13 protein-coding genes are annotated in these 17,922 nt (G+C 38.3%); 7 read left to right on the top strand and 6 right to left on the bottom strand.

The annotated features are described in order from the left end of the window. Window positions 1-265 precede the first annotated feature (265 nt). The 3 genes from V2H77_RS10990 to V2H77_RS11000 form a co-directional block, all read right to left on the bottom strand. A complete protein-coding gene (locus V2H77_RS10990) occupies window positions 266-2,848 on the bottom strand; it encodes a TonB-dependent receptor (protein WP_341498810.1) in 2,583 nt (860 codons plus the stop codon). 86 nt (window positions 2,849-2,934) lie between these two features. Further along, window positions 2,935-3,915: a FecR domain-containing protein gene (locus V2H77_RS10995; protein ID WP_341498811.1), complete on the bottom strand. Its 981-nt coding sequence runs from the start codon at window positions 3,913-3,915 to the stop codon at window positions 2,935-2,937. Window positions 3,916-3,926: 11 nt separating this feature from the next. Next, window positions 3,927-4,430: a sigma-70 family RNA polymerase sigma factor gene (locus tag V2H77_RS11000; protein WP_341498812.1), complete on the bottom strand. Its 504-nt coding sequence runs from the start codon at window positions 4,428-4,430 to the stop codon at window positions 3,927-3,929. Between the two features lie 613 nt (window positions 4,431-5,043). On the opposite strand from V2H77_RS11000, the gene V2H77_RS11005 reads away from it, so the two are divergent. After that, complete coding sequence (locus V2H77_RS11005) at window positions 5,044-6,075, top strand: hypothetical protein (protein ID WP_341498813.1); 1,032 nt, start codon at window positions 5,044-5,046, stop codon at window positions 6,073-6,075. Between the two features lie 398 nt (window positions 6,076-6,473). Here V2H77_RS11005 and V2H77_RS11010 read toward each other — a convergent pair whose 3' ends face one another. The 3 genes from V2H77_RS11010 to V2H77_RS11020 all read right to left on the bottom strand — a co-directional run bounded on the left by V2H77_RS11010 (window position 6,474) and on the right by V2H77_RS11020 (window position 9,797). Further along, a complete protein-coding gene (locus V2H77_RS11010; RefSeq protein ID WP_341498814.1) occupies window positions 6,474-7,814 on the bottom strand; it encodes an ATP-dependent nuclease in 1,341 nt (446 codons plus the stop codon). 3 nt (window positions 7,815-7,817) lie between these two features. Beyond that, window positions 7,818-8,804, bottom strand: coding sequence for a reverse transcriptase domain-containing protein (locus tag V2H77_RS11015; RefSeq protein WP_341498815.1), 987 nt, complete (start codon window positions 8,802-8,804; stop codon window positions 7,818-7,820). 780 nt (window positions 8,805-9,584) lie between these two features. Continuing rightward, on the bottom strand, window positions 9,585-9,797 hold the full coding sequence (locus V2H77_RS11020) for a hypothetical protein (RefSeq protein WP_341498816.1): 213 nt from the start codon (window positions 9,795-9,797) through the stop codon (window positions 9,585-9,587). 481 nt (window positions 9,798-10,278) lie between these two features. Between V2H77_RS11020 and cas3 the strand changes: the two genes are divergently transcribed. The 6 genes from cas3 to cas6e are packed head-to-tail and all read left to right on the top strand — an operon-like array spanning window position 10,279 to window position 17,669. Then, the gene (gene cas3 / locus V2H77_RS11025) at window positions 10,279-12,996 is read left to right on the top strand and encodes a CRISPR-associated helicase Cas3' (protein ID WP_341498817.1); all 2,718 of its coding nucleotides are present in this window, start codon (window positions 10,279-10,281) and stop codon (window positions 12,994-12,996) included. A 14-nt stretch (window positions 12,997-13,010) separates the two neighbouring features. Beyond that, window positions 13,011-14,615 carry a type I-E CRISPR-associated protein Cse1/CasA gene (gene casA, locus V2H77_RS11030; protein ID WP_341498818.1) on the top strand — a complete coding sequence of 535 codons (1,605 nt, stop codon included), beginning with the start codon at window positions 13,011-13,013 and terminating at the stop codon, window positions 14,613-14,615. Continuing rightward, the gene (gene casB, locus V2H77_RS11035; protein WP_341498819.1) at window positions 14,615-15,196 is read left to right on the top strand and encodes a type I-E CRISPR-associated protein Cse2/CasB; all 582 of its coding nucleotides are present in this window, start codon (window positions 14,615-14,617) and stop codon (window positions 15,194-15,196) included. The genes casA and casB overlap by 1 nt, the downstream gene beginning before the upstream one ends. Before the next feature lie 20 nt (window positions 15,197-15,216). Next, entirely contained in the window at window positions 15,217-16,251 is a 1,035-nt protein-coding gene (gene cas7e, locus V2H77_RS11040; protein ID WP_341498820.1) for a type I-E CRISPR-associated protein Cas7/Cse4/CasC, read from the top strand. 10 nt (window positions 16,252-16,261) lie between these two features. Beyond that, the gene (cas5e, locus tag V2H77_RS11045) at window positions 16,262-17,008 is read left to right on the top strand and encodes a type I-E CRISPR-associated protein Cas5/CasD (RefSeq protein ID WP_049585509.1); all 747 of its coding nucleotides are present in this window, start codon (window positions 16,262-16,264) and stop codon (window positions 17,006-17,008) included. Further along, the gene (gene cas6e / locus V2H77_RS11050; RefSeq protein WP_265379706.1) at window positions 16,995-17,669 is read left to right on the top strand and encodes a type I-E CRISPR-associated protein Cas6/Cse3/CasE; all 675 of its coding nucleotides are present in this window, start codon (window positions 16,995-16,997) and stop codon (window positions 17,667-17,669) included. The genes cas5e and cas6e overlap by 14 nt, the downstream gene beginning before the upstream one ends. Window positions 17,670-17,922: the final 253 nt, after the last annotated feature.

Consider the following 17,922-nt stretch of genomic DNA (forward strand, 5'->3'; position numbering starts at 1 on the left):
TAAACTATTTCATTGTTTTAAAATTTCATTTTATTGTCTGTTTTAAATATATTTTTTATGGTTGATTTAATTTTATTAAAAATACCTGATGGCATATTATATTTATGCGATAATTTAAACCAGTACTGAGATTTCATTGTTTAAATTATATTAACTTCGACGAAAAGAAATAATAATTTATATTAACATGTTGCTTTCACTATAATTACATTATTTGTCTGGGAGGTGGCATATCGTGGATATGCCGCCAGCTTAACGAATGGATTCAAAAATAAGTCGTGATTCCGGCCCGAAATGTTCTGCCCGGTGAAGGAATATAGCCGAGGCTGAGAGGCTGGATATAATATTTGTCGAACACATTATCTACACCAAACTCAAACTCGACATGCTTATTTATACGGGCAGTCAGAGAGATATCTGCCACAGTTGCAGGCCGCCAGATAATGGGTGCTAGCAGGGGCGCAGAACCTCTGCCCGGTTTTGCTGCCGGGACAGATCTTTGACCATAATGAGAAACTCTGACGTTAGCAGATACATTGTCATTTAAAAATCGCTGTGTCAGATCGAGTGATACCGCATATTTAGGCGGAATGTGATTAGTTGCATAATCCGAAGGGAGGCTACGTGCGACGCACCCTTCATTTTCCGTACAGAATCTGACTTTTGTGTAGTAATTCATCGATAAACGCGCATCAAAGTGATCGCTATGGTAAACACTCGCCAATTCCAATCCGGCAAATTTTGCTTCTTTAATATTACTGATGTACATACTCCAATAATCATCCATCCATGCTCGGTTGATATAATCCTTTACCCGGTTATCAAAGTAGGACATTGCGATATCGAAGCTATCATTTTGAGCAATGACATTTTGGAAGCGTGATGTCAGTCCGACTTCGATATTTTTTGAAATTTCAGGTTTTATATGGTCGTCAACACTCATCATGTAGCCACGAATACCTTCAACCATTGATGGAAAACGTGGTGCATAGGCATATTTGGTATGTAGCGCTGTTTCATTATTAAGATCAAACTTAACGCCTACCCAATAGCCATGAGCATGATCTCGCTTATGGTTTACTTTCCCAGAGGTGAGCTGTGGTAACCAAGAGCTACCCGGACGAACTGGACTGTCATCTTCGATCTGATAGGATTTGTAATCCCATCCGCCCATTAGGGTCAGACGGTCGGCAAGTATATAGTTCCCGTTCAGGAAAAAACGGCTTTCTTTACGCTCTCCTTCCCGATTAACGGCATATTCCCATTTACCTGCGCTTGGGCCAGTGCGTTCACGAATAAAGCTGGCGCCGTAGTTCAACTCAATATCTTGCATTGAAAGCGCAAATAATGAAGTGTTACTCAAATTCACCCCAACTGTGCGCATGAATTTTTTATCACCGAGGGTATTATTTGCGGTTCGAGGGCGATCGTTAACTCGTGTTTGCCATACTCCGATATCCAAATTAATCCAGGGGTTTGATGCAGGTTCCCATTTATAATTGAGGCTGTGCCTGTTCATGTTGAGCCGTGTCAGCGGCCCCTGTTCCAGGATCATAAATGTTTGGCTCAGGTTTGCCATATCCGCGACATAGGATTCTCCGTAGAGATTTTGATAATGGCTAATGATAGCGGAGATTTCATGACCATCGCCAAAACGAACTTTTCCTTTACCCAGTAATGACTGGCTATTTTCAGAAGTATTTGGGACGGCATCTCCCATTGCATACAACGAATAACCTGCCATCTGTTCACTGAATTGTGGAATGTGGCAATCTTGTGGATCACTTTCACACAAATAGCCTGGCATGCCACGTTCCTTCGCGCCCGGTCCGTGTTTGCCAGAATGGTAATTGCCCCGCTTGCGCTGAGAAGCGCCAAACAGCAATTCATAGGAAGGTTCGGCTATCGCGAAAACAATACTCCCGGTGCGGTTCTTAGTGTCGAAAAGAGAGGTTCTTGATGGGGAAGGCCAGTCGTTGCGCTCATAATCGTCAGGATTGGAATGGTTGCTCAACAGACTTCCTTTCAGGCGCAGTCCTGCCTTTTGTCCATCAAGTAAGATATCACTGGCTTCAATGGTTTTTATCTCCACAGTGCCGCCAATGGCTCCCATACCACCTTTTCCTGTCGGACCTTTACTGATATCTACCCGGCCAATGAAATCGGGATCAATAAAAGAACGGTTGGAAACACCTTGATAACCGCGGTAGAGCGCGGTCTGGTTAGATGCGCCATCAACAGTGGTTAGGACTCGGCCTTGTCCTTGTAGGCCCCGGATATTCACATCGAGACTGCCTGAACTACGTGCTTCGCCGGATAATACCCCCGGTGTTGTTTTGAAAATATCAACGGGGTGAATCACACCGAATTTTTCAATATCTTTGCCTTGGATGGTGGTACTGTCGAACCGTAATGGTTCATTACCTGCGTATCCGCGATTGCCTGCTACCGTAAGGGGATTTAGGACGATTACCCCTTTGTTGGTCATATTCTTTGTCATTTTTACCAAGGTATAACTGCCATCGGCACGTTGGGACAGTTGTAAATGACTGCCTGTGAGCAGTTGTACTAAACCTTGATGAGCAGTAAAACTGCCGTTTAATGAAGGCGCTGTTAGCCCGTTGGTTAAATTCGGATCGAAGGAGAGCGCTGTACCGGTTTGAGCTGCAAAGTGGGACAAAGAATTGCCTAATGAACCTGGTGGAATATGAACGGAATAAAGTGTATCTGCTGGTGTGGCGGCATAAAGGGGACGTGCCGGTAGCAGTATTAAAGGCAATAACAGTGCGACTAAATACTTTTTCTGCCAACGTGGTTGTGAATCTTGGCAGTCAACATGATATGGCATAGTAAGTTCCCCATAACTTTTTAAGCTTCTTTTATTTCTATGCCGTATGAGATTGAAAAAAGTGTCAGTAAAAATGATTATTTTTATTAACCGGGCGAATAGAGGGTAATCCAATAGCGGGTCAGGCTGCGTATTGAGAGCGGATGGGTTTGTAATAGCATATGCAGGGCCAGATCCGTATCTCGTATGGGAAAAGCGCCAGAGACCCGCAAATTAGCGACTGCATCGTCACAACGAATGATACCGGAACGATAGCGGTTCAGTTCGTTAACCACCGTTGCCAGCGGCAAGTTATCAGCGACTATCATGCCCTGTAGCCAGCTCAATGAAGTTACTGACCGGAGATGTTGTGGGGCAACGGCAAATTGAGTGAAATGGGTTGCTTCTCCAGCATAGAGTATGTGTGGCAAACCGTTATCTGGCGTAATGCGAACTGTTCCTTCTACTATTTCCACCTGAGTATGGGAGGCTTGTTGGCGGACGCTGAATTTTGTGCCCAATGCCACAATAACGCCTTGTTTGGTTTGTACTTTGAATGGGCGAGTCGGATGACGGCTATCTTTATGGGTTTCAATATAGATTTCCCCTAGCTTTAGACGAATAAGCCGTTGGGTATCGTCATAATGAATATCTGTTGAGCTTTGGGTATTTAACGTCAGTTGACTGTTGTCTGGCAATGACCAGCGCTGAATCTGCCCTGTTTTGGTGTGATAATCGCCAGTGAGAAGCTGAAACTGATCAGATTGCCAGAAGAGTGATGATGCGCCAGCCGGTATTAACAACATAAGTGTGAGTTTTCTGATGGCTTCTCGACGGGAAAGGGCTTGTTTGTTGTTTAACAGAGGTGAGGCGATATGCGGTGGTAGGTGGTGTAACCGTGCTAACAGACATTGTGCCCGCTCCCAGGCTTGAGCATGTTCTGGACTTTGTGCACACCAGGCAGCGCAGGCATTCCGATCAGCTTCGCTGGCATGATTATCATGTAAAATGGTCAGCCATTCTGCGGCTTCGGCAAGTATCGTTTCAGAAGGTGTTCTTGATGGGGAAGATGTATCAGTGGAAGCCATACCAATTCCTCTTATGCCATTGCTATCAAGCATTGATAAAAGCCTTGTTTCATATAACGTTTTACTGTGGACAGCGAAATATTCATCTGATTTGCAATATCTTCATACTTCATGCCTTCTATCTGGGAAAGTAAAAAGACAGTTTGCACTGGCGCGGGGAGTTGACTGAGCATGATATCAATTTCTTGAAGTGTTTCGAGGATGATAAGTTTTTGCTCTGGTGCGGGAATAAGCGGTTCAGGCAGACTAACGAGTAAATCCAGATAAGACTGTTCAAGTGAGCGGCGACGGTACCAGTTAACCATCAACCCCTTAGCAATGGTGACGATGTAGGCACGGGGTTCATTGAGTTGCTGTGGTAAAGGTGAACAAAGTAATTTAACAAAAGTATCTTGAGCCAGGTCTGCGGCAGTCTCATCACAGTTAAGACGATGCTTAAGCCAACGAAATAGCCAATCATGATTGTGGATGTACATGCATTGGATCTGTTGAGTGTCTGAAACATTAACGGTCATTTTCACGCCATGCTATCAATGTAAATGCAAATCATTATCATTTTGGTATGTTACAGGTAATTGCTTTCCGTTACCAATATACCCGTCATCTTTCAAGTTGCCTCTTTGTTGGCTGCACTCACTCACCCCGGTCACATAGTTATCTATGCTCCCGGGGATTCGCTCCCTTGCCGTCGCGATGCATCTTGAAATCCATTGGGTATAAATAATGAATGCGAAGCGGCTGATCAAATACATTTTTATTTGCTTTATAGCAAATTAATAAATTAATTTGTAGTTTTGATCGTGATTGACAGGGATAAATTATAAGAACCTTAAACAGAGATCGAGGATTTAAATAATTTCGGATTGAATTTAATATTAAAAATATTTTCACAAGGAAAAATTTTTAATAATTTTAGGTTTAGGATAAATTAATATGGTTTCGTGTTTATTGATGTGTGCCTAATATATCATGTAACTATCTTTTAATATTGATGTAATGTAGGAAGCTAGAATAAAAAATCTGACGTTCAAAAATAGCAAAATCCAGATATATGACTATAATAAAGGATTATATATACAAGAATTACGGTGGTTAATATATTAAAAGCTTAAATGAACGAGGGATAAGATGGAAGGTACTTTAATTATTTGTGTTGATTCGATTCTGAGATTTCGTTCAGATTACGATACGACAATCGCTGTACCGATGTTATCAGTTCAGGAACAGCTAGGGAAAAATGATCCGTTCTTTTTCCTGAAATATTTTAGAAATAAAGTCATAATAGAAAAGGGAGTGACAATATCAAATATATTTCTCGCGATAGAACCGTGGCAGGCTATGCTAAGCACTTGGTTAGAAATTGATATTGCCGCTTATATTGCAGAGATTAGAAAACCTTCGCAAGAAGAACCGATATTTGATTGGATCAGTATTCAGAGAATTACATCGGTTCATCGGGTATATCAGCGAAAAGATATGAAAGATAATGAAAAGTTGTCTGAATATTTTAATCGTGAACATACGCCGACAAAATACTTTAATATTGAATCAGTTTGTATGGCATCGGGTTATAGAAAAGGAGATAAAGAGCATTACAGTATCAGTGAATATATCCACGAAATTAAAAACATTCCCGTTATTGCCAGTGACAGGCAAATATTAATTGGCTATGATGATAATAATACGGATATTTTGAATGATAAGTGTTTTGGTATATATGATAATAGAAATATCAAATATATACAGGGAACAACCTCGTTCGCGTTTTATGAATTGATGGAAGCTATTTTTAATGATGGCTTATTCTACAATTCACCGCAAACAGCTTGCCATAGCTTAGAGATGATAAAAGAGATGCTAGAAATTATAGATCGCGGAAATATGAATCACGAAAAGGATAATAAAGAGTATATTGATCAACAAGAAAGTAATAGTGGAAATATTAATGGAGGTAATGATGATAGAGAATTAAATGTTGAATTTTATGATGGTGCTTTTGATCCACTGATAGAGCATATAGAAACAGAGAGGGAATATTGGAATTATATAAAATTATTATGTCATTCGTATGGTCATTTACCGGTAAGAATTGGCACGATTAATGAAGCTAAAGTCCCTGAATATCGCTTTTATAACAATATTATTGATGATGAAAGTTAGCTTTTAAAGATTAGTTGTATATTATACAAAGGTATTTAATCGTTATAGATAGCATAAACTTTTTCTGTCGCAAGATTTGCAGTATCTGTTCAGTTTCGTATTCGTTTGTAAATAATATGCGATCGGTTCAATATAATATAGTGATGTTATGAATATTCTTCTTTTGTGTTAAAAGGTTGTAGCTTGGAGAAAAAAGGTAGCTCTTATCATAAAAAATTAAATTTATGAATATAGATTTAGTTAGATTCGCACTTTTTACTCCAGATTTTTTAATGATAATATGGTGACTTCATATATCTGGTTAGGGATTACGGATACCTCTATGTATAAATAGAAAATCGATAGGTGTCTATTTTAATGTCCATTTATGATATTGATGTTTTTATAAATAATTTGCATTATTTGGCTTTTAAAAAATCTACGATTATTTTTTTAAAAATCTCACTCTCAAGTGGCATTTTTGTATCTAAATAGTTAAATACAGTAGCTTTTGACCAACCGTTATTATAGGTTTTTATAAGAGCTTTATACACTTTTTTTTCTAATTCTTTAGTAGCGTCGACTGTTACTCTTGGAATTGTTAGATCAGTTTGATAAGCAGAATAGATATCTTTTTCAATACTTTGAAATGGAATGCAATACACATTAGAATTCTTATAAACGTGCTTTAAATGGGCTTGATCGCCATCTAAAACACAAATTACATTTTCAGGTTTTGTTAGAAATTCTTCTTTTTCATTCCTTTTCATAAGATTAACAACGTTGGTAGCTCCTCCAATATATATTATTTTATATTTATAAAAATAAGAGTTATTATTTCTGTCTATAATATATTCTAAGTAATCTTGCAAAGTTTCATCTTCAGTTAGAATATATTTATCCCAGCCTTTAAAGGCAAAAAGAGAGCTTTTAATGAAGTTATAAGATCTCTTTGATATCATGGTCTTATTACCTTCTCTATACATATAATAAAGCTCATCATCATTAAGTGTTTTCATTAATGCTAAGGAGTGGGTTGTAAAAATGATATTTAAGTTATATTTATAGCAAAATTCTCTAAGTAAATTTACTAATTCTACTTGTGCTGAGGAATCTAAAGAAATATCAATTTCATCAATAATGATGCATTTTCTTTTAGATTCAATCATCCTATAAAGGTTGATGATGAAAAATTCGCCTGAACTAAAATAATCTTCCCGTATATAATATCCATTTTCGTTAAGTCGAAAGTAGTAATTATTTTTTTTAACTTTAAAAGATTTTAAGTTTTTATAGACATCAGTTTTATAAACTGAATTTAACATTTTAATAAGTTCACAGGGAACCTCATAGGTTTGAAAAACTATGCACTTTCTTAAATCTGTATCGATTTTACTTAATGTTGGAAAACTATTGAATCTATCCCCATAGGGAATAGGCAATTCAACAAATATGTTAGATTTTACTTCTTCAGGAACAATTGATTTTGTATCAATAACTTTTAGGTTACTATTATAAATATAAGTTATGACATCATTATTTATCAAATATTCTATTCTGCTTTCTTGATTAAATATATAACGTGATGATGTTTTTATGAATATATCGGCTGATTGTAAATTTTTAATTGATTTTATAAATGTGGTTTTTCCAATACCATTTTTTCCTACAATACATGTAATTTTATTTTTTGTTAAATCTAATGAAAAACTCATTTCATTAATGTGTTGCACTTTTGAAATATTAATTGTAATGTTCATATCTTAGAATACATTCTTATGGAAAAACATATCGATTATAACATTGCCGTATTTTTTTCTGAGCTTGTTTAAATAGTTTTTATCAATAGTATTTATATGATTAAGGTTTCCTGAAATCATCTCGATCCCTTTATCTATATCTTTACCAATAGCATCTTTGAATTTATCTTTGTCAGTAATATAAAAGTAAATTAAATGCTCAATTTTTTTCTTTATTTTTATATCAACAGTAACCTTCCCGGAAGGTAGCACAACCATACCAAGAAGTTTTACTTTATTTCCTTTATTAACGATCTTTGTTTTGTATTTATTTAAAGAAAAATTACCATTATTCTCTTTGCTGAGGAAGCTGGATACTGTTGTGTAAATACTATGAATTATTTCTTTATCATCTGATGATATTATTATGTCATCAGAATACCTAGTATAAATTAAGTTGTTTTCTGAACAATAATCTTGGATGTTGTTATCAAATTTGTATAGACACGCATTGCTGAATGCTGGTGAGGTTGAAAAACCAATTGGTAATATATCATCGACAATTATGAATTCCAATATTCTGTCATAATATTCTTGTATATCAATAATAGGGATCGCTGAGGTGTTATTTTCTAACACTTCTCTTGCGAAATTTTTAGTGATGCTTGAGAAAAAATTATTAATGTCTGTGTTGAAAAACCATTTTTTATCAGAATGCTTTTTTACTGCTTCGTAAGTACTACTTCCTTTTCTATATGAATAAACTACCTCTTTATTAATGTTTAAATGGAAAAGAATAAAATCATTAATAAATTTGTGGTAACTTTTAAGCTTAGTTGAAGGATGATAAATTATACGTCCGTTGTATTCTAATTTTTTATATTCACTTTTAATATTAAAGGATAAAAAATCATCTAATTTAGTCTTTTCATGAAATGCGATGCTGAAAATTGTTTCCAGTTTAAGTATTTTTTTACTCTTAGGAATAATGGGATTATCAGGAGTATTCACAAAAGGCTCGTTCTCTTTGAAATTTACTACCTGTACATACCCTCTTCAGGTTTATGAAGAAGGGCAGTACAAGAGTAACATTACATAAAGGCTCGTAGAGGCTAACATTGCTGACTGGAGATACTCCTAGTCGCTAGCATGAGTTAAATATAAGTCAATTCGAATAAAAAGGCAACTTTTTTAAATTTGGGGTTTGGAAAAAGAGATTATGGCAAAATTAATAAAGCTGGAATTAGGAGTAATTGTTAACTTTGTGATTAATATTTATAGGAACACTAGTATAAAAACTGGGAGTTATTTTAATATTTCTTAATAATTGCAGAGCAATATTGTTGTTCTATTTCTATAAATATGGCTTGAGTGTTCACATTTATGCTTAGGTAAATATCCTTAAATATATCCAACAAGTATATATTAGTCTAAGAGAGATTAATAATGCGGGTACAAAAAATTACTCTATCTATTTGAAATAGTAAGATGATTTTAAATCGCGCCATATTGGTGGCACAAAAGTGGCGCGATTAATCTGAATTGAGCCATAATCGCGCCATATTTTTACTAGAATCTATTGTTCGCTATGAGTTTAATAACTGATATTTATGAGACCTTGTGTGTTGCATCACAATCTATGTCTGTTTCAGGTTTTTTGGTAGAGCATTCCATCTCTTTATTCCTAGAAGGACTGTTCAATGTTGGTTGGGTGACTTGTTGAAGAATAAGAAAGTACAGATATTGGGTGAAGGTCGAAGTCGCTGCCAGGTTATCACTACGGAGGAAACATCAGATCCAGTAACGGATAGATCGGGTAATTTCCCGAGCTATCTCAGATCCATTTAAGTAATCCTTCTTAGCGTCACACAGTAAAAGCATTGGTACGGCGATTGCATGAAGGTGTTTTGGCAAGGTATGGCCTCCGACCTGCGCAATTTGAAAAATGGCAGGGAAAACACCGATAGTCTTTGTATTCTCGCTATTGAATGGTCGAATGACCATAAAAAATTTCCGGGTTAATTACGCCGTTATCTTAGAAAAGCTATTAATTAGTTCTTTCGTTATGTCGTCGCATCAGGGCTTAAATTTGTAAAGATGAGGATTAAAATCGATTTACGAAATAATTGTAATTGACATCGTTAAACACCCGCCAGTATTTTCATCCCACCTTGGCCTGACATCATATACGCAGGGTTATCAGTATAAATGAACTTTGGTAAAACGGGTACCGACATTACATGTAATTACCTTTATTTATCAAATAGATGAATATAGGTTGGCTACCCGCTCAAACTGTTCCTTGCGCTATGATGTCACTTTAATTCTGGCTTATGTTCAGAGGTCGGCCAAAGATTCATCTGTTTAGGTAATGAGTTTTTATACAGAATTATCCTAAAAAAACAGAAACTAGTATTTTTCTGATCTAAATTTTCGCATTATGTTCTAAAAATAGGTAAAACAGATGTTTAAGTAAGGATTTCAGATGGAAATGCCAATTTATTTTCAATACTGGGGTAAGGCGAAGCGAGTTTTAGAGGTTGATAGTGCGGATTATCATCTGCTTCCTTACCATTGTTTGGATGTTGCTGCGGTAGGAATGCAGTTACTCTCTTTAGAAAGATCGTTAACTAGAGATCTTGCTAATTTTCTAGCGTTATCTACCCAGCAGCTACAAAGCATGGTCTCTTTTATATTGGCTTTGCACGATATTGGTAAATTTGCATCTGCTTTTCAAAAATTACTTCCCGGTCTGGCGGTCGGTCTGCATCGACCAGATTGCTCTAAAGAGTCTGGCGGCCGTTATTTTTGTCATGATCGTATAGGGTTGTATTTCTGGGAAAATATCAAACCGGAGTTACTTAATAGGCTGGTTAATATTGAAGGTGTCGAGCGAAGAGAACAGCGAGAAATGTTTGATACCTTAATGGTATTCATAGATTGTGTATTAGGGCATCACGGCCAGCCCATTGATAAAACAAACTATAAAGCGATTAAACATTTTATTGAGCCTCATAATCTTAATGCTGCCACACTCTTTGCCCATCATTTGGTTGAATTATTTCAACCTGAATTTCCCATTGAAAAATTACAATCCAAAGAGTGGCGACGGCGATTGGAACAAGTGAGTTGGCAGTTTGCCGGTATTGCAATATTGGCGGATTGGATTGGTTCTGATAATCATTATTTTACCTATCAATCCGAACCTATGCCATTAGCAGATTATTGGCAACATGCGCAAGCAATGGCAAAAAAAGCGGTTATGGCGACCAATTTAGGTAAGGCGCCGGTCGTTAAGCCGTTTATTTCTATCCAGGAATATTACGGTTTTGCCGCAACACCGTTGCAACAGTGGGCCGAATCAATATCTGTAGATAGTTCTTCTCAACTATTTATTTTGGAAGATGTTACTGGGGCAGGTAAAACAGAAGCGGCGCTTGCGCTGACACATCGTTTGATGCAGGCAAAAGCCGCTGATGGTTTTTATTTTGGTTTGCCTACAATGGCGTCTTCTAATGCAATATTTAGCCGAATTGCTAAACATTATCAGCAAATGCTATCGATAGAGGATGACAGTAAACCCAATATCGTTTTAGCTCATGGTATGCGGGAGGTGAATAATCAATTTCGTGAGCCCGTTTTAGCATTAGGTTATCCAGATAGAAATTATGGTAAAACAGATATTCCTTCTTCAGCGCAGTGCAATCAATGGTTAGCTGATCCACGTAAACAGGCTCTGTTAGCGCCTGTTGGCATCGGAGCGATTGATCAGGCTTTATTGGCGATATTACCAAGGCGTTATCAATCACTGAGATTATTTGGGCTTAATCGTAAAGTGCTTATCGTTGATGAAGTCCATGCCGCTGATGAATTTATGTTTAATTTATTGGAAAATTTATTAGCGCTGCATCTTTATCAGGGTGGTTCAGCCATTTTGTTGACAGCAACATTGACCTTTAAACAGCGTCAGCGTTTAACGGATATTTGGCTGAATGCGGGTGGACTAAGTTCTCAATTATTGCAAAAAACGAATTTTCCTTTAGCGACAAAAATAAGTTTAAATGCCATATCGCCGGTTATTGAACAACCGTTATCAAGCCGAAAAGATGTTAGCCGGGAAGTTAAAGTTGATTTCTTAAATAGCTTTGGCAGTTGTGTTGAAAAGGTATTAGCCGCCATTGTACAAGGGCAATGTGTCGTTTGGATACGAAATACCGTTGATGATGTTATTGACGCTTATCAGACACTGCAAAGTTTGCTGACTGAACCTGAGCGCTGTTTATTATTTCATAGCCAGTTTATTGTTCAGCATCGAAAGGAGATTGAAAATCATGTCATGACTATTTTTGGTAAAAATAGTCAGGGTGAAATGCGGCGGGGCAAAGCATTAATCGCCACACAAATATTTCAGGAAAGTTTAGATACTGATGCCGATATCATGATTTCAGATATTTGTCCTATTGATGATCTTATTCAGCGAGCCGGGCGTTTGCATCGTCATACTCGCGATAGCGATGGTATTTATCGATGGGGTATTAAAGATTCACGCCCTGCGCCAATATTATTTGTTCACGCGCCTGAATGGCGGGAGCAACCTGGATCAGATTGGCTAAGCTATAATTTCCGTAACACGCAATGTGTTTATCGCTCGCCTGCACGTCTGTGGTTAAGCATGCGCGTGTTGAGAAAATTGGGGGCTATACGTATGCCTGCGGAAACTCGCCAATTAATTGAAGCGGTTTATGGTCATGCTTATGAGCAAGCGCCTGAAGTATTAAAACACCAAGATAATGAATTCATTAATGAGGAGCGAAGCCAGACAACTAAAGCTAAATCTTTTTGGTTACAGTGGCAATTATATGGTTATTGTGATCGCAGTGCTGATCATTGGTATGAAGATGATGCTGATATTAATGCTCGCTACAGTGATATTGAAACTGTTGAGGTGTTATTACTGAAAAAAAGTGGTGTAAGGCAACTGGTGCCTTGGATAAATTCAGGCGAATTTTCAGTGTCGCTGAGTACGATTAAATTATCCAGAAATAAATATGCAAATAAATTAGCTCCAATTCCGACAGAGTTAATACCCGCTCTCAATGCCTTGCAACAGAGATATTACCAAATTAGATATTTGCAACCTTGGTTGCCAGAGCAAGATCCGAATTTTACTTATTCTTCAACAATAGGCTTTTGTGAAAGATAAAAGCAGGAGGTGTTATGAACTTAGTTCAGGACCCGTGGTTGCCCTTTCGATTACGTGATGGTAGTGAAAAAGTGCTGTCCATTAATGCGATATGTGATCATGATGTTATGGACTTTGCTTTACCGCGAGCTGATTTTCAAGGAGCAGCTTGTCAATTTGCCATTGGTTTATTACAAACCGTTTTTGCGCCAGAAGATAAATATCAATGGCATGCTCTATATGAAGCATCGCCTGATAAAAAGGTATTACAACAAGCTTTTAATAAAGTGACGCATGCCTTCAATGTTACCGGTACAGGGCCCCTTTTTATGCAGGATTTTGATCCGCTGCAAACAGTAAAATCAACTACTGTCGCTGGATTATTAATTGAAGCGCCGGGAGCGAATGGTTTAAGACTTAATACGGATCATTTTGTTAAGCGCGGCATCGGAGACGTGATGTCTCTTGAAATGGCGGCTCTGGCGCTGTTTACCTTACAAATTAATGCGCCGTCAGGAGGAGTGGGCCATCGGGTAGGATTACGAGGCGGAGGGCCATTAACCACGTTAATAGTGCCGCAACAAACGGATACCACATTATGGCAAAAACTGTGGTTAAACGTTATTAGCCGAAGTGAATGGCATTATTCAGAACCTGATTTAACCAGTGCTCAGGTTTTTCCCTGGTTAGCGCCAACAAAAGTGAGTGTTAATGAAGGGACAGAAATTTATGCTGAGGATGTGCATCCCTTACATATGTATTGGGCAATGCCGAGACGTATACGTCTTGTGGTGGAAAAGGGTGAAGATGTTTGCAAAATTTCAGGTAAATATTCTGCATTCACTGTTTCTGAATACCGGACACAAAACTATGGCGGCAATTATTCCGGTAATTGGACTCATCCGTTAACACCCTATAAATGGGATCTGAAAAAATCGACACAACATTTATCTATTAAAGGCCAACCTGGAGGGGTGACGTATAAAATTTGGGATGCTTTGGTATTTACCAGCCATGAGAGAGGGCAGCGTTGTGCGCCGGTCGTAAGCCATTTTTACGCGTTATGTTGTCATTTTGCTGAATTGCGAAGGGCAATGCCTCGTCTGTGGGTGTTTGGCTACGATATGGATAATATGAAAGCACGTTGTTGGTATTCTGTCACTGTGCCGTTGTTTTTTGTCTTACCAGAACAGCAGGAAAAGATTCTATATCAAGTCAAAGAACTGCAAAAATTAGCAACCAATATGATTTGGCTATGCCGAAATCAAATAAAAGCGGCTTGGTTTGAAAAGCCTGCGGATGTGAAAGGCGACATTTCTTTTATTGACCTGACTTTTTGGCAACAAAGTGAATCCCTGTTTTTTTCAGTGGTGCATCAACTTATTAGTAATAGACGTTTGGAGGCGCCTTTTCTGACACCAGAGCAGGCTAAACATTGGCTTAATACCTTGCGTCGTTTCTGTAGAGATTTATTTGATGAATATGTTGCTTTATCTGAATTGGGTAATGAGCGTTCAATGGTAAAACGTATGAAAGCGCGTCAACAGCTAATCAGCGGGCTATATGGACAAAAAGCTTTAAAAGAGATCAACACATTTATTACCAATCACCATATTCACTCTGGTCAAGAGGAAATGTAATGGACAGTAAGATCGAAGTCATATTGTTGCGTTGGTGGCAAAGTATGTTTATGTCACCGAAGCAGTTAAAGGAGAAAGGTATTATTCCTGCTCCTTTTACTTATAAAGCCCAGTTAAAGCGCTGTGAAAACGTTGAGATGGCTATGTTAACTGAAGGTTTTCGGGATTTATGGTTTAGTTTGCCGGATGAAATTAGCTTATCGGATAATCCAGTGAAATTAGAATATTGGGCCACGATGGCGGCAACATTAGTTTATGTTAAAAGCAACAGTGATATTACATTGGCGGTAGCGGCGGGTAAGAAAGGAGGAGGAAATAAACCGGTTGTCAGTGAATTAAGATTTTCACAATTACAAAATGCTAAAACACCGAACGAATTACTACGTCGATTACGTCAAGTTTTACAGAAAGTTAAAGGCAATATTTCTGTTTTGGCTCTAGCGCGGGATATTGAGGAATGGTTTGCTGAATATGGACAATTACGGCCATGTAAGGCGGATAAGCGTATCAAGGTGAAGTGGGTTATGGATTATTACCGTGCAGCGAGTGGTAAATCGGTTGATTTATCGGATTTTCATTAATTGAGTTTAGGATGATTATTATGAGTCAGTTTATTCAATTACACTTATTAACTTCCTATGCGCCATCTAATCTGAATCGAGATGATTTAGGCCGGCCTAAAACAGCGAGAATGGGCGGTTTTGAACGTTTACGCGTGAGTTCTCAAAGTTTAAAACGCCACTGGCGTACCTCTGAATTATTTGAACAGGTGTTATCAGAGAATATTGGTATTCGCACCAAGCGATTTGGTATTAAGGTATTTGATGCTTTGGTCAGTGCTGGAATGAAAGAAAAATCCGCTAAAGCATTGGCTACAACGATTGCCGGCGTTTTTGGAAAAACGAAAAAAGATGCTTTAGAAATTGAACAATTGGCGCATATCAGCCCGGCAGAGCAACGATCTGTCATGTCGTTAATTGAGATGCTGGCGGAAGAAAACCGGGGGCCAACAGCCGAAGAGCTTAATTTATTAAAAACTAAGCAAGCGGCGGTGGATATTGCTTTATTTGGTCGGATGTTAGCTTCAAGTCCTGCGTTTAACGTCGAGGCCGCCTGTCAGGTAGCTCACGCTATTAGTGTGCATAGTGTGGTTATTGAAGATGATTATTTTACCGCGGTAGATGATTTAAATGATGGTAAGGAAGATACCGGGTCGGCCCATATCGGGGAATTGGGTTTTGCCGCCGCGCTGTTTTACAGTTATATCTGCATTAATAAAACGCAATTAATAAGAAATTTGGATGGCGATGAAACTCTTGCTAATAAAGCGATTAAAGCATTAACAGAAGCCGCTGTGAAAGTATCGCCTGCGGGTAAACAAAATAGTTTCGCTTCTCGTGCTTATGCCAGTTTTGCTCTCGCTGAAAAAGGCGAACAACAACCTCGTTCTTTATCTGTCGCATTTTTAAAACCTATTAATGACAGTGACCAAGGGCCATCGGCAATTAATGCATTAGAAAGCCAAATGCACAATATTGATCAGGTTTACGGTACTTGTGCCGATGCCCGCTATAAATTCAACACATTCACCGGGGAAGGAACTTTGACCGAGCTACTTGAATTTGTTGTGCAGTAATGGGGGCAGAATGAAAGCATATTTAGTCTTCCGATTATATGGCCCGATGGCAAGTTGGGGCCAACCTGCGGTTGGAGGAGAGCGGCCAACGGAATTGTATCCGGGTCGCTCGGCGATTTTGGGATTATTAGGGGCAGCGTTAGGTATTCGACGAGATAATGAGTCTGAATTAGCAAAATTACAAAAAAGTGTGTTAATTGCAATTAAACAGACAGTTCCTGGCTCTTTAATGCGTGATTATCATACGACGCAAGTGCCGACGCACAATAATAATGTGGTTCATCAGAACCGTAAAAGTGAATTAAGGTCAGATAAACTGAATACCATCCTGTCTAATCGCGATTATCGTTGTGATGGTATTTGGATCGTGGCTATTACATTAACTGAACACACTGGTTTTACGCTTGAACAATTACGGGATGCTTTGCTTAAACCCGTATTTATCTTGCATCTTGGACGTAAATCTTGCCCGCTTGCTTTACCTCTCTGCCCTAAACTCATTACGTCATCGGCATTAAAAACAGCATTGGATATCCCTTTTCCACCGCTGATTCATTCTGATAGAGAGGATAAATTATGGCTAGGCGCAAATGGTACTGTGACTTATTTTTGGGAGGGGAATAAAGATGAAATGAGCTCTTCAAATATCTTAATCAGCCATCCTTGGGATGAGCCGATTAATCGGGCGCGTTGGCAATTCCGGCAACGTACTATGTATCAACTTTCTGTCGAGGAGGGTGTTGATGTATTTGTCTAAAGTTGTGCTTCGGCAATCGAGTCAAACAGCAAATATATTAGCAAAACTGGGTGCGAATGGCGTTTATACTTCTCATCAATTGTTATGGAAATTGTTTTCGTCAGACGAAAAACGTCAATTTTTATTTCGGGAAGAGCTGGGAATAATGGGATTACCCGTATTCTATGTTTTATCTAAAACATCACCTCAAACTGAGTCGCCATTGTTTGAGGTGGAAACGAAAGCATTTTATCCTCAATTGAAGGAGGGGCAACGTTTAGCTTTCAAATTACGCGTTAATCCAACAATCTGTATTACCGATCCTTCTGGAAAACGTCAGCGTCATGATGTCTTGATGCATGCTAAGTTTCTGGCAAGGCAGCAAGGTGAAACGGAGCAGGGGAAAATAAAAGCCATGATGGATAATGCTGCCCGTAATTGGTTGTTGAATAGTCGTCGTATGCAGCAGTGGGGCATTCAGTTTGATGATTTACTGGATGTTGAAGGTTATACCCAGCATCGAAGCGTAAAAAAGCAGGGGCAGAAAATACAATTTTCCAGTGTTGATTTCCAAGGACTTTTGACGGTGACCAATGGTGAGCTATATTTGGAACAGTATGCAAAAGGCTTTGGTCGTGCTAAAGCGATGGGATGCGGATTGATGCTAATCAGATCAGTGTAATGGAAATTTATTTTTGTCGGAGCTCGTAATGCAATATTCTTTGTTGTATTGGGATATGGATGTTAAAGGTAAAGGTGGCACATTCGAGGTTGTTAAGTGTTTGTGTTACATTCCAAAAGCATGGTAAAAAGTGATATTGCTAATGAATATCATTCTGTAGAGTAGAGGGAGTAGTCGCTACTTACGGAAATATGGATAAAATAATTACCGTGTTCCTCACGTCTGTGGGGATGAACCTGAATTTTGGTACACA

It is taken from the genome of Photorhabdus sp. P32 (assembly GCF_038085095.1).
GTDB lineage: Bacteria > Pseudomonadota > Gammaproteobacteria > Enterobacterales > Enterobacteriaceae > Photorhabdus > Photorhabdus luminescens.

Excerpts from the sequence above, each read along its gene's own strand:
- cas6e (WP_265379706.1), top strand. The coding sequence starts at position 16,995 with ATGTATTTGTCTAAAGTTGTGCTTCGGCAATCGAGTCAAACAGCAAAT.
- casA (WP_341498818.1), top strand. The coding sequence starts at position 13,011 with ATGAACTTAGTTCAGGACCCGTGGTTGCCCTTTCGATTACGTGATGGT.
- V2H77_RS11010 (WP_341498814.1), bottom strand. The coding sequence starts at position 7,814 with ATGAACATTACAATTAATATTTCAAAAGTGCAACACATTAATGAAATG.
- V2H77_RS10995 (WP_341498811.1), bottom strand. The coding sequence starts at position 3,915 with ATGGCTTCCACTGATACATCTTCCCCATCAAGAACACCTTCTGAAACG.
- casB (WP_341498819.1), top strand. The coding sequence starts at position 14,615 with ATGGACAGTAAGATCGAAGTCATATTGTTGCGTTGGTGGCAAAGTATG.
- V2H77_RS11020 (WP_341498816.1), bottom strand. The coding sequence starts at position 9,797 with ATGGTCATTCGACCATTCAATAGCGAGAATACAAAGACTATCGGTGTT.
- cas7e (WP_341498820.1), top strand. The coding sequence starts at position 15,217 with ATGAGTCAGTTTATTCAATTACACTTATTAACTTCCTATGCGCCATCT.
- cas3 (WP_341498817.1), top strand. The coding sequence starts at position 10,279 with ATGGAAATGCCAATTTATTTTCAATACTGGGGTAAGGCGAAGCGAGTT.
- V2H77_RS11000 (WP_341498812.1), bottom strand. The coding sequence starts at position 4,430 with ATGACCGTTAATGTTTCAGACACTCAACAGATCCAATGCATGTACATC.
- V2H77_RS10990 (WP_341498810.1), bottom strand. The coding sequence starts at position 2,848 with ATGCCATATCATGTTGACTGCCAAGATTCACAACCACGTTGGCAGAAA.
- V2H77_RS11005 (WP_341498813.1), top strand. The coding sequence starts at position 5,044 with ATGGAAGGTACTTTAATTATTTGTGTTGATTCGATTCTGAGATTTCGT.
- cas5e (WP_049585509.1), top strand. The coding sequence starts at position 16,262 with ATGAAAGCATATTTAGTCTTCCGATTATATGGCCCGATGGCAAGTTGG.